Below are 13091 nucleotides of genomic sequence, written 5' to 3'. Positions count from 1 at the left end.
TGCTCAATAGTTGAACATATGAGACGGTTTTGCAATGGTGACCATCAGCCCCATCGATTCTCGCACCCCATGGGACCGGTTTGCCGCGGTTGTCACCGGGCGCCGGTCGTGGTTGGTCGCATTGGTCGTCTTGATCCTCGCCGGCAGCGCGATGGGCTTGATCGGCGACAACGACTCCGAGGGCAAAGCGCCCCAGTCGCTACCCGCATCTGCAGATTCCGCGCAGGTCAAGGACGTTCTCGAAGAGTTCCCCGACGCCGACGTCGCCCCTGCGGTGTTGGTGGTCGAACGCGTCGACGGTGCACCCCTGACCCCGGCTGATCAGCAGTCCGTAGCAGCCGCCCAGGAGCGAATGCTTGCCGTTGATCGATCCGTTCCCGCGGATACACCGGCCGGCCCGCCGGTCATCATGTCCCCCGACGGCAAAGCCGCGATCTCGATCGTCCCCGTCAACACCGACCTCAGTGGCTTCGAACTCACCGACCTCGTCGACGAACTCCGCAGTGCCGCCGACGACGGACTGCCTGCCGACCTCAAGACCTACGTCACCGGAGGCCCCGCATTCGGCGCCGACACCGCCAATGCGTTCTCGGGCGCCAACACCACGTTGCTCGCCGTGACCGCGCTGGTGGTCGCGATCCTGCTCATCGTGACGTACCGGTCGCCGACCCTGTGGCTGATCCCGCTGCTCGTCATCGCGTTTGCCGACCGCGTGGCCAACTCGATCGGTATCTGGCTGGCCGACCTCACCGACTTGTCGTTCGACGGATCCACCGCCGGTATCACCAGTGTTCTGGTCTTCGGCGCCGGAACCAACTACGCACTCTTGCTGATCTCTCGCTACCGGGAAGAACTCCGCGCCGAACCCGACCATCGGATCGCACTCCGGCATGCGGTACGCCACGCCGGCCCGGCGATCCTGGCATCCAACGCCACCGTCGTCCTGGCATTGCTGACACTGCTGTTCGCGGTCCTGCCCAGCACCCGCAGCCTCGGCGCGCTGGCTGCCGCCGGTCTGGTGGTCGCGGTGCTGTTCGCCCTCGTGGTCCTGCCACCTCTGCTGGCACTCTTCGGAACTCGCGTGTTCTGGCCGTTTGTACCCAAGGTCGGTGACCCGGTTCCCACCGAGGGTGGCGTGTGGTTCCGGATCGCCGGTGGTGTCTCACGACATCCGGTTCGCGTGTTGGGCATTTCCCTCACCGTGCTCATCGCCTGCGCGCTCGGCCTGGCCGGCGCCGACATCGGGCTGTCCCAGACCGAACAGTTCCGCGTGAGCTCCGACTCGGTGGACGGTTACGACGTGCTGGCCGAACACTTTCCACCCGGCCAGGCCGATCCGACCACTGTTGTCGCGAAAACTGCGACAGCAGAACAGGTTCAGGTGGCCATCGACAACACCGACGGTGTGGTGTCGGGTACCGAGAACGGACAGTCCGACACCGGATGGACCCAATGGTCAGTCGTGATCGACGCCGCTCCGGGCTCCCAGCAGGCCTTCGACATCATCGAAGACCTGCGCAGCGCGACCGCCGATGTGCCGGACTCCGAAGCACTGGTCGGCGGGTCCGACGCCGAGGCGCTGGACACCCAAAATGCCGCCACGACAGACCGATTCGTGATCATCCCGCTGATCCTCGCCGTCGTGTTCATCATTCTGATCGTGTTTCTTCGAGCCCTGGTTGCACCGGTGGTCTTGGTGGCCACCACGGTCCTGAGCACTCTCGCCGCGATCGGCGTGGGCAGCCTCATCAGCGAACATATCTTCGGCTTTCCGGCCCTCGACGACAACGTGCCGCTCTACGCCTTCCTGTTCCTGGTGGCATTGGGCATCGACTACACCATGTTCCTGGTGATCCGGGCGCGCGAGGAGACCCCCGGCCACGGGACCCGCAGCGCGATCGTCCGCGCCGTGGCCTCGACCGGAGCTGTGATCACCAGTGCCGGAATCGTTTTGGCTGCCGTCTTCTGTGTCCTGGGCATCCTCCCGCTGATCACCCTCACCCAGCTCGGCATCATCGTCGGAATCGGCATATTGCTCGACACCTTCCTGGTACGTACCGTGGTGATCCCGGCGATCTTCAGTCTGATCGGGCCACGCATCTGGTGGCCCGGCAACGTGGATACACAAGCGCGTCCACACTCACAATTGGAACCGCTATCGATGTAGGAGACGACGATATGGCGTTCTCATCTCGACGAATCAGTCAGCTGGTCACCGGAGGTCTGGCGGTGGTGTTTGCACTCGCTTGTGCCGCACCGGCATCCGCCGACATCAGCTCCACCCCTCCACCGTTGAAACCCGTGGCGAAACTCGACACACAGCGCTACCTCGGTGACTGGAATCAGATTGCCGCAGTTCCACAGCCGTTCAATCTCATCTGCGCCCGCGATACGCAGGCCAACTACCAACTGATCGACGAGTCGAACATCCGGGTCGAGAACACGTGTACCACCTGGACCGGCGGCGACAACCGGATCGTCGGTAATGCCCGCGTCAACGACACCGTCACCGGCGCGCAGCTGCATGTCAGTTTCCCCGGTGTCCCGTCACAGGAATCCAAGAGCGGCCCGACCAATTACGTTGTCTCCCATATCGCCGATGACTACTCATGGGCCTTTGTCGGCGACCCGTCGCGCTCGTCGGGGTTTGTGCTGTCCCGCGATCCGGGGGTCAGCGCCAGTCGGTGGAAGGAAATCCGCAAGGTTGCCGAGGACGACGGCTACAACGCCTGCCTGATCCTCACCTCACCGACAACCGGTGGCTTCGGGGAGATCCGGCCACTCTGCACGGTCTGATACCTGACGGCTCGCCCATCATCTCTCTCGCCCACCCGTTTTCGCACGGCCCAACCACAATTGTGGCTGGATAACGCAAAAACGGGTGGGCAGCGGGCGAGGGTGGCCCCAACTACAAAAAGACCCCCGACCCAATGGGCCGGGGGTCTTTCTTGTGAAGCAGTGACTACTCGGCAGCTGCCACGGTCAGGTCGAACTTCGCAACGATGTCGTTGTGAAGGCTGACCACGACCGGGTACTTACCGGTGGCCTTGATGTGCCCCTTGGGCAGGTTGATGCTCCGCTTGTCGAGCGCCGGTCCACCGGCGGTCTTGATTGCGCCGACAACGTCGTTGACGGTCACAGAACCGAACAGCTTGCCGGAATCGTGGGTTTTGACACCCAGCTTGACCTCGGCGAGCCCTTCGATGGCCTGCTTGATCTCGTTGGCGTGCTCGACGCCGCGAACTTCGCGGGCCGCACGTGAACGACGGATGCCTTCGACCTGCTTCTCTGCGCCGCGGGTGGCGGTGATCGCCAGTCCACGCGGGAGCAGGAAGTTACGGCCGTAGCCGTCCTTGACCTCGACGGTGTCGCCGGGGACGCCCAGGTTCTCAACCTCTGCGGTGAGGATCAGTTTCATGTTCTTGGTCCTTTCCGCTTATCGAGAGGTGGAGGTGAAGGGCAGCAAGGCAACCTCGCGCGAGTTCTTCACCGCGATGGCCACGTCACGCTGATGCTGGACGCAGTTACCGGTGACCCGACGCGAGCGGATCTTGCCACGATCCGACAGGAAACGACGCAGCAGCGCTGTGTCCTTGTAGTCGATCAGTAGGTTCTTCTCTTTGCAGAAGGTGCAGGCCTTGGCCTTGACAACCTTTTCTGCGCCACGGACCTTCCGTCCGCCTTTAGCTTTTCCAGCCATGTGTACTTACTCCAAAAGGTTCAGACGTCTCGGGGTTGATCCCGATGGCGTCTGGAAATGTTCGTCAGAACGGTGGTTCGTCGTCCCCGCCACCAAACGATCCACTCGCGGGAGCACTGCCCCACGGATCGTCGTTCGATGCAGCTGCAGCCTGACCGCCGCCTCCGCCGCCACGGTTTCCACCGCCGCCGCTGGATGCGAAGTTGCCACCGCCACCTGCACCGCCGCCTCCGCGCGAGGCCCGATTGACCTTCGCGGTGGCGTAGCGCAGTGAGGGACCGATCTCGTCGACCTCTAGTTCCACCACTGTGCGCTTCTCGCCCTCACGGGTTTCGTACGACCGCTGCTTGAGCCGGCCGGACACGATCACCCGCGAGCCCTTGGTGAGAGATTCGGCAACATTCTCCGCGGCATCGCGCCAGATGTTGCACCGCATGAACAGTGCTTCGCCGTCTTTCCAATCATTGGACTGCCGATCGAACGTCCGCGGCGTCGAAGCCACGGTGAAGTTCGCGACAGCCGCACCGGACGGTGTGAACCGGAGTTCCGGATCGGCTGTCAGGTTTCCAACGACGGTGATGACGGTATCGCCTGCCATGTGTATCTCCCGAGTTCAGTTGCGGTTGCGCAGTGGTTTGGGGTCGATGTGCACCGAGCGAGCCCCCTTGGAAAGGAAGCCTAGAGCCCGGTACCGACACGCACTAGGACGTTCATGGAGAACGTTCGGTTCTCCGTGAACAACCAGATAGCTACTTGGCTACCTTCGGCGGCTTGGCCGCAGCCTTGGCAGCGAACTTGGCAGCGATCTTCGCCCGTCGCACCTTGGCACGCTCGTCCACGCGCATCACCTTGGTGCGGAGCACCGACTCGTTCAGCTTGAGCTGGCGATCGAGCTCGGTGACCGTCGCCGGTTCCGCGTTCAGATCGACAACTGCGTAGATGCCCTCGGTGTGCTTGAGGATTTCGTAAGCAAGACGACGCTTGCCCCAAACATCCACACCTGCAACATTTCCGCCATCTTGGCGAATCACATTGAGGAAAGTATCCAACGATGGAGCAACTGTTCGCTCATCCAGGTTGGGGTCAAGAATGACCATCAATTCGTAATGACGCATAAGACCTCATCACCTCCTATGGACTAGGTAGGCCACGGACGTTCCGTGGCAGGAGGGTCGCCTGCGTCGGCAACCGGCCCAGACTACCCCACGTGACCTTGACCAGCGAAATCCCCCAAACGGGCCAACGAAAAATGCACCACGCGTTAGCTTCTGCTGATGAGCACCCCGACTGTGATCGCCGTCACCGACGATCTGACCACCGGCTGGCTGACCGGAGCGATCGGCGCCGGCACGGTCGCGTCGTTCGAGACCGCCGCGATCGGGACCGGGCAGATGAGCGAAAGCCACCGCGTCACACTCAGATACGGCGACGGCACCGGGCCGGACACCGTGGTGCTGAAGATCGCGGCGTCGGACGAGACCAGCCGCTCGACCGGTGTCTCGCTCGGGCTGTACGAACGGGAGGTGCGTTTCTACTCCGACATCGCCCCCACCATCGGAAACGGCGCACTCGCCCACTGCCACCACGCGACCCACGAACCCGAATCCGGAACGTTCGCCCTGGTCCTCGAGGACGCCGGACCTGCGGAGGTCGGCAACGACATCGCCGGCGCCACCCTCGACCAGGCCGTCCTCGCGATCCGGGCCCTGGCACGTATCCAGTCCGCTGTCGTCGGCAGCGATCAGCTCGCCGCCACCGACTGGCTCAACCGCGAACCTCCCATCACCCAGGTACTGCTCGCCTCGCTCTTCCCCGCATTTGTCGAGCGGTACCGCGATCGGCTCGACCCACGTCATATCGAATTGGCCCAGAGGATGGTCGACAGCTGGGACCAGTACCTCGCCGAGGAACTCGATCAGCCACATCAAAGCCTGGTCCACGGAGACTTCCGGCTCGACAACCTGCTCTTCGGACAACCCGGTGCCGCCCGCCCGGTGACGGTCGTCGATTGGCAGACCGTCACGTGGGGCCCGGCGACCAACGACCTTGCCTACTTTCTCGGTGCCTCGCTGCCCACCGAGCTGCGTCGGGCGCACTTCGACGAGCTGCTGCGGACCTACTTCGACGAACTCGGCGGACGTGGGCCGGCCACCGTCGACGAGGTTCGCGAAGGCGTGCGGCGGCACACCTTCCTCGGAATCCTGATGACCATCGTCCCGTCGGTGCTGGTGGAGCAGACCGAGCGTGGTGACGAGATGTTCATGACGATGTTCGCGCGACATTGCGAGCTGGCCCTCGACCTCGACTCCACCGCAATCCTGCCCGCGCCGGCCACCGTCGAGTCGCTTGCACCCGAACCGTCCGACGAGTTCGCCCACGCACCCGGCCCCGAAGATCTGTGGAACGAGAGCTGGTACTTCGATCTGGCGGATGTCGATGCCGGCGTCGGCGCGTATGTCCGGCTCGGGATCACCCCCAACCAGCGGAGTTCCTGGTACACGGCGATGATCTGCGGACCCGGACGGCCGACCGTGGCGGTCCTCGACTTCGACCTGCCGACACCGGATGACCTGACCATCACCACCGGATCCCTGCAGGCCACCCATCAGTTCGATGAGCCGCTCACGACCGCGACCGTCACCCTGCGCGGCCGGGGTGAGGCCTTCGACGATCCGTCGGCGATCCTGCGTGGCGAGCACGGAAGAGTCGTCGACGTCCGGATGGATCTGCACTTCGCCAGCGTCGGCACGGCATACCAATACCGGCTGACGCCGCGGTACGAGATTCCCTGCCTCGTCAGCGGGACCATCAGCATCGACGACGAGACCATCACGCTCGACGGGGTACCCGGCCAGCGTGACCATTCCTGGGGTGTCCGGGACTGGTGGGGCATGGACTGGGTGTGGAGTGCGATCCACTTCCCCGACGGCACCCACCTCCACGGACTCGATCTGCGGATCCCGGACCTCCCACAGATCAGTGTCGGCTACGCGCAACTGCCGGGGCTGCCGCTGATCGAGCTGTCGGAGCATGTCGCCACCTCGGAGTTCACGTCGGACGGTTTGCCCGTCTCCACCCGGCTGACCATCGAACCCGGGCGGGCGATCCTCGACTTCGAGCCCCTGGGTCACGGGCCCTTGCGGCTGGAATCGGAAGACGGACGTCTGGCCTTCTTCGCACGCTCGTGGGGTCGCGTGATCAGCGCCGATGGCCGCGAAGGGGCCGGTTGGGTGGAGTGGAACCGCAATCAGGGTTCGTGATCGGGGACGGGGGTCCGCTCTCACGATGACCGGATCTCTACCCTGTAGGCCATGCCTTCGCCGCCGGTCCCTTCAACGTGGGAACTGACGACTCCCGACAAACCGTCCTGGCGCACGCGTCTGAGTTCTGGGCGTGGCGAACTGGTTTTGATCCTGCTCATCGCGCTGGTGATCAGCTCGCTGTTCATGTGGCTCGGCTATCTCGGCAAGGCCACCTGTGGCGGACCGCCGTTCGACCAGTCCGGCCGGAGCGCGCACTGGCCGGTCGGAACCGGCGAGATCATCATGCCGTGCTACTCCGACCTGCAGTTCCTGTGGATCGGACGGGACATCAACAATCACGTCTTCCCCTACATCCACGGTGGCATCACCGACAACGGTGTGCTCTACGGCGGTGTCGTCGAATACCCGGTGCTGTCGGGGCTGCTGATGTACTTCGGTGCCAGCGGCGCACACACCGATTCCGACTTCCTCTTCCAGTCCGCTCTGCTCCTCGCACCATTCGGCATTCTGATCGTCATCCTGCTCACGCTGCTGGCGCGCTGGTGGGTATTGCTGTGGGCGGCCGCGCCGGCACTGATTCTCTATGCTTTCCACAACTGGGAACTCCCGGTTGTCGCCACGACCGTGGTCGCCGTCGCGATCATGGTGTTCGGTGCCCGTATCAATCCCCGTACCGGACTGCCCTGGCTGTCGTTGCGCACCAGTGCATTTTGGACGTCGTTTGTCCTGGCGCTCGGATTCTGTCTGAAGATCTATCCGGGCCTGTTCGTCGTACCGCTGGCGATCCTGGTGCTGACCCGGGCGCTTCGTCCGACCCAGATCTCGAAATCCGAGCTGGACTGGAAGGGCGCCGGCGGTGTTGTCGGAGTGGCGGTCGCCACGGTGATCGCCGTGCAGTTGCCGTTCATGATCGCCGGCTTCGACGGCTGGAAGGCGTCGTTGACGTTCCAGGGCAAACGCAAGGCCGACGTCGACACCAACACCATCTGGTACTGGGGCCTGCGGCATCTCGTCGGCGACGGGCCACAGGATGGGGGCAGTGTCTACAACTCGATTGTCGGCGTCGCCTCGCCGCTGCTGATCGTCGTCGGAATGGCCGCGGCCGTCTGGTTCGGTGTCCGGCATTGGCAGCAGGGCAACGTCTTTCCGTGGATCGGCACGAGCGCCGCCATGCTGGCCGCCTTCATGCTCTTCCACAAGGTGCACTCACCCCAGTACACCCTGTGGATCCTGCCGTTTTTCGTGCTGCTCGCCGTCGACTGGCGGATCATCGCGCTCTATCTGATCGGCGATATCGCCCTCGACCTCACCATCTTCCGGATGTTCGGCATCCTCACCCGCGGTGACGACATGACCTGGTGGGTGATGGGCGGTGTCCAGCTGGGTGTTTGGTCGCACGCACTGTGTCTGCTGATCCTGATCTACCACTTCGTCGGAGCGCCGCTACGGGTGCCGCCGAAAACCACTTTTCCGGAGAGGTCCGCAGGCGCTACCGTTCCGGCATGAACTGGTTCACCGCACCTGTCCTGACCGGAAGCCGAGTCACCCTGCGCCCGTTGGCATTGTCCGACGCGTCCGAACTGTGCGCCGCGGTCGACCGGCCGCAGGCCTACCGATGGACAACCGTCCCGACAGACACCGACGGCGCCACCCGCTACATACAAACCGCCCTCGACACCCCGGATCGGGTGGCGTTCGCAGTTGTCGACAACGACAGCGGACACGTCGTCGGATCGACCAGCTTCTACGACATCACCCCCGCGAACTGGACGCTGGCGATCGGCCACACCTGGTATTCGACCGCGGTCCAGGGCACCACGGTCAACCCCGAAGCCAAGCTCCTGCTGCTGCAGCGGGCCTTCGAACAACTCGGTGCGGTCCGCGTCGTGTGGCACACCGACGAGCGAAATGCCCAGTCCCGCGCCGGGATCGCCAAGCTGGGAGCCACCTTCGAGGGACTACTCCGCAAACACCGGCCGCTTCCCGGGCCGCCGGAACAGACACCTCACAACGGCCCTCGGCCCTCCCTGTGGCGCACCACCGCGCAATATGCGATGACTGACGTCGACTGGCCGGGCGCCAAGGCAGTCCTGGAACAGCGAACGCTGGGGTGAGGCACCCCTGAAAGCGCGTCAGACCCTCACGACCGCCTCGAACGCCTCGGTGGGTGGATCTGTTTCCCGGACAGGGGTTTTGGTGGCCTCACGCGGCCACGGCATCCGGTCCGGCGCATTGTCGAGAACGCCACCACCGGGATCGTCGACCACGATGGCGCGCCATCCCCGGCCGCGGCGGACAAGGTCTTTCACCGGGTGGTAGATCTGCCAGATCACCATCACGCACAGACCGATCACGGCCAGGTCGCGGATCACTACCATCGACAGGAACCACTGCTCGGGCAGGCCGTCACCGGTTTCTTTGAACAGATACCACATCATCCGCGGCACCCAGACGAGCGCGTCGATCAGCATCCAGCCCAACAGGATTCGTGTGTGCGGCAGTGCCAGCACCGCCAGCGGCACCAGCCACAGCGAGTACTGCGGGCTCCATACCTTGTTCACCAGCAGGAACCCGGCCACGGTCAGAAACATCAACTGCGCCAGGCGTGGACGCATCGGCGCATGAAATCCGATGAACACCAAGGCCAGAGCGACGAGAACGAACAAACCCATGCTGATGGCGTTGAGCAGCGCCGGTGCCTGACCGGGCTCATTGCCCCACTGATAGCCGGTGATCTCGGAGATGACGTTGAACAGGGTGTCGGGGTCGGTGCCGCGATCTGAGTTGTACCGGAAGAATTCGGTCCAGCCGCGGTAGTGCGTGATCATGATCGGCAGGTTGATCACCAGCCACGTCGCGGCCGTCAATGCCGCGGTCACGCCGAAGTCGCGGACCTTGCCGGCGCGCAGACACAACACCAGCAGCGGGATCAGTAGCAACGCCGGATACAGCTTCGCCGACATACCGATACCCAGGAAAATACCGGTGAGCCAAGGGTTTCGGCGCGACCACGCCAACATGGCCACCGAGAGTGCCGCGATGGCGATGGCATCGAAGTTCGTGAAGATGTGCACGACCACCAGCGGTGACGCCGCGGCCAGAGCCGCGGCCCACACCCGCCGCTGTGCGGTGAGCGCCGTGGCCCAGATCGTCACCAGCCAGCACAGGGCCAAACCCAATGCCACCAGGTTGAAGAACAGGACGACGTCCAATGCCCCTGGCACACCCCAGTTCTCGTGCGCCCACTCCCAGCCCTGGGCACTCTGGGCGGCGGCATACATGAACACGCCCGTCAGGACGGGATACTCCATGAACCGTTGCTGTTGCCCCCCGGCACCGTCGTCCTCGTACCAGGATTTCTTGTAGGGGAACGCACCCTCGTCGAGCCGTTCGGCGCCGTACAGGGGAATGGTGTCTGCATAACACATTGCGGTGTATTGCCGGTGGTTGTCCCAGTCCAGCCCCATCACGCCGGTATCGGCGTTGGGGCCTTGCTGCAGACAACCGGCCTTCGTATACCAACCGAGTGCCAGGAACACCAGGGCGATCAGCATCAGAACCCGAACCGGTGTCCAGGTGCGGCCGCGGCCGACAACGGCGTGCAGCCCGATCGGGCCGCCGATCACGAAACTGCCCGGCGCTACCACGGGGTCGGTGCGACTGGGTAGGTCGCGGGTGGTCACCTCACGCCGGTCCGCCGCGTACACCGCCGGTGAATCGAACAGATTCAGCGTGTCGGTGGGGTGGTTGTGGTCAGGATTTGTGTCCTGCTCCGGCACGTGATGTTCGGCCGGTACCGCAGAGCCCCCCAGATCCCCGTCGGTAGCCACAACCCGCCTACGGATTCCCGATGGGTGGCCCGAACTCAGCAGATGGGTCCGCCGGTTCCGTCTCGGTTTCAGGAACGGTCTCGGTCTCTTCGTCCTGCTGCCCACCCGGCAGCGGGATCACGATGCCCGGCGCCAAGGTCACACCCGGTTGGCTGGTCGGCGTCTCGGTTGTCGTGGTCGGAGGCGTGGTGCGGGTCGCGGTGGCCGACGTCGTGGTCGGGGCCTCGTACGGAACACCCGAAACACCTCCGATCGCGGCCGGCTTCGGGAATTCCTCGATCGGCTGTCCGTCGAGCGCGCCGTTCATGGCCGTCCGCCAGATCTGCGCAGGCAATCCCGAACCGTAGATCGTCGAGCCGGAGTAGTTCACCAACTCCGTGCCGTTGTCGGTGCCGACCCAGACCGCCGTGGACAGCTGCGGCGTGTAGCCCACCATCCAGGCGTCCTTGTTCATCCCGGTGTCCCCGAGCTGAGTGGTGCCGGTCTTGGCGGCCGACGGGCGCTCACCGCCGTCGAGCGCATTGCCGTTGGAGTACGCGGCGATGGGTTGGAGTGCGGCGGTGGTGTTGTCGGCGACCTCGGCCGGGAGGCGACGTTCACCCGGGCTGTCGGCGCGTTCGTAGAGCACCTCACCCTGGGAGTTCTCGACCTTCTGCACGAAGTGCGGCGCCTGGTACATCCCCGACGCTGCCAGGGTTGCGTACGCCGACGCCATGTCGATGACACGCGAGTCGTACTGGCCCAGCACCACACCGCCTTCGACGCCGCCGTCTTCGTTCTGCAAGGTTGCGGTGCCGTCGGGACGCGTCTCCGGGATACCCGCCCGGTGGGCGGCGTCGGCGACCGCGTTGGGTCCTCCGTTGAGGTCCATCATCAGCCGGTAGAACACCGTGTTGAGCGACATCTTCATCGCGGTCGCCAGGTTGCAGGTACCGCATGACGAGCCGTCCGAGTTGTTGATGGTGATACCCGAGTTCTCGAACGGTGCCGAACTGTAAGTCTTCGACAGCGGGATGCCCTGCTCGAGGGCGGCCACCATCGCGAAGACCTTGAACGACGAGCCGGTCTGCAGATCGGCCTGTGCGTAGTCGAAGCCGTTGCCGTCGTTGCCGCCGAAGTAACCCCTCACGGCGCCGGTTCGCGGATCGACCGAGACCACCGCGGTCCGCAGTTCCTTCGGTTCACCCTCCAGCGAACCGTTGGCTGCCTTGACATTTGCGTTCTGCACCTGCGGATCGATAGTGGTGGTGATCTTCAGTCCGCCGGTACGGATCTCGTCTTCGGAGATGTCGAGGCCACCCAGTTCGGCGAGTACCTGGCGTTTGATGAGTCCGTTGGGTCCGTCGCTGGCCGGATCGCCGGCCGCGGCCTGCGGATCGACGACGTTCGGGTACTGCTGCGCAGCAGCCTCGTCCTTGGTGATCGCGCCGGTGCTGACCATGCCGTCGAGCACATACTGCCAACGACCTTGGGCAGCTTCGAGATTGGTTGCCGGATCGTAGTACGAGGGTGACCGGATGGAACTCGCCAGCACCGCCGCCTCGGGCAACGTGATGTCCTTGATGTCTTTGTTGAAGTAGGCCTTTGACGCCGCGGCAACGCCGTAGGCACCGCGACCGAAGTAAATGGTGTTCAGGTAGGCGGCCATGATCTCCGGCTTGGACCACTCGTTGGCCATCTTGGTGGAGATCGCCAGCTCACGGAACTTGCGCTGGTAGCTCGCCTCATCGCCGGTGAGCACGTTCTTCACGTACTGCTGTGTGATCGTCGAACCACCGCCGGCGCTTTCGTTGCCGGTGACCTTGCCGACCACGGCCCGGCCGTAACCGCTGATCGAGAAGCCTGCGTTCTCCTCGAACTCACGATCCTCGGCGGCGATGACGGCTTCCTGGAGCACCGGCGGGATCTGTTCGATCGGGACGTCGGTGCGATTGCCTTCCGCCGGGACGATCCTGGCGATCTCACCACCGTTGGTGTCGACCACCGTGGCGACCTGACTCTGCTTGATCTCGCCGGGAGCGGGCACGGTCACATCTGCGTAGGTGAACAGGAAGACCGCCGCCATCACCAGAACGAAGCCGGGCAGCAGGGCTCCACCGAGCCCGAGAATCCACGCGACCACCTTCTGCCAGGTCCGCTTCTTCTCCACCGGACTCCGACCGGCAGGCGCGGATTGCCGCGCGTCACCATTGTCGGTGGTCCAACCGGACCGATTCGGTCCGTCAGGGCCGTTACTCACAGATACTTCTCCATACCTTCTGTGCCCATGCCTGCTGGGCCTCCATCGGCGTCCACATT

Annotated in this window: 10 protein-coding genes and 1 pseudogene; 5 read left to right on the top strand and 6 right to left on the bottom strand. The window is 64.1% G+C overall.

What is annotated here, in order from left to right; translation table 11 throughout:
• The first annotated feature begins 34 nt into the window (after nt 1-34).
• Nucleotides 35-2167 (top strand): MMPL family transporter, encoded by a 2133-nt coding sequence (locus tag H290_RS0111665; protein ID WP_020106987.1) that lies wholly within the window; start codon nt 35-37, stop codon nt 2165-2167.
• An 11-nt stretch (nt 2168-2178) separates the two neighbouring features.
• A complete protein-coding gene (locus tag H290_RS0111660; RefSeq protein WP_020106986.1) occupies nt 2179-2796 on the top strand; it encodes a lipocalin family protein in 618 nt (205 codons plus the stop codon).
• A 166-nt stretch (nt 2797-2962) separates the two neighbouring features.
• Here the strand turns inward: H290_RS0111660 and rplI are convergent, their stop codons facing one another.
• From rplI to rpsF, 4 genes and pseudogenes are all read right to left on the bottom strand, one after another.
• On the bottom strand, nt 2963-3418 hold the full coding sequence (gene rplI, locus H290_RS0111655; protein ID WP_020106985.1) for a 50S ribosomal protein L9: 456 nt from the start codon (nt 3416-3418) through the stop codon (nt 2963-2965).
• An 18-nt stretch (nt 3419-3436) separates the two neighbouring features.
• A complete protein-coding gene (gene rpsR / locus H290_RS0111650) occupies nt 3437-3700 on the bottom strand; it encodes a 30S ribosomal protein S18 (protein ID WP_020106984.1) in 264 nt (87 codons plus the stop codon).
• Between the two features lie 64 nt (nt 3701-3764).
• Entirely contained in the window at nt 3765-4298 is a 534-nt protein-coding gene (locus tag H290_RS0111645; RefSeq protein ID WP_020106983.1) for a single-stranded DNA-binding protein, read from the bottom strand.
• 241 nt (nt 4299-4539) lie between these two features.
• Nucleotides 4540-4815: pseudogene (gene rpsF / locus H290_RS28385) on the bottom strand (30S ribosomal protein S6); the annotation flags it as partial.
• A 159-nt stretch (nt 4816-4974) separates the two neighbouring features.
• Here rpsF and H290_RS0111635 point away from each other — a divergent pair.
• The 3 genes from H290_RS0111635 to H290_RS0111625 are packed head-to-tail and all read left to right on the top strand — an operon-like array spanning nt 4975 to nt 9077.
• Complete coding sequence (locus H290_RS0111635; RefSeq protein ID WP_020106981.1) at nt 4975-6960, top strand: phosphotransferase; 1986 nt, start codon at nt 4975-4977, stop codon at nt 6958-6960.
• A gap of 51 nt (nt 6961-7011) precedes the next feature.
• Nucleotides 7012-8469 (top strand): hypothetical protein, encoded by a 1458-nt coding sequence (locus H290_RS0111630; RefSeq protein WP_020106980.1) that lies wholly within the window; start codon nt 7012-7014, stop codon nt 8467-8469.
• Nucleotides 8466-9077, top strand: a complete 612-nt coding sequence (locus H290_RS0111625) for a GNAT family N-acetyltransferase (protein ID WP_020106979.1) — start codon at nt 8466-8468, stop codon at nt 9075-9077. The genes H290_RS0111630 and H290_RS0111625 overlap by 4 nt, the downstream gene beginning before the upstream one ends.
• A gap of 18 nt (nt 9078-9095) precedes the next feature.
• Here the strand turns inward: H290_RS0111625 and H290_RS0111620 are convergent, their stop codons facing one another.
• Nucleotides 9096-10742: a glycosyltransferase 87 family protein gene (locus H290_RS0111620; protein WP_020106978.1), complete on the bottom strand. Its 1647-nt coding sequence runs from the start codon at nt 10740-10742 to the stop codon at nt 9096-9098.
• Nucleotides 10743-10800: 58 nt separating this feature from the next.
• The gene (locus H290_RS28380) at nt 10801-12858 is read right to left on the bottom strand and encodes a transglycosylase domain-containing protein (RefSeq protein ID WP_155976822.1); all 2058 of its coding nucleotides are present in this window, start codon (nt 12856-12858) and stop codon (nt 10801-10803) included.
• Nucleotides 12859-13091: the final 233 nt, after the last annotated feature.

The sequence above is a fragment of the Nocardia sp. 348MFTsu5.1 genome, assembly GCF_000383535.1.
In the GTDB taxonomy this organism is placed as follows: Bacteria; Actinomycetota; Actinomycetes; order Mycobacteriales; family Mycobacteriaceae; genus Williamsia; species Williamsia faeni.
This window is presented reverse-complemented; position numbering and strand designations above follow the sequence as displayed.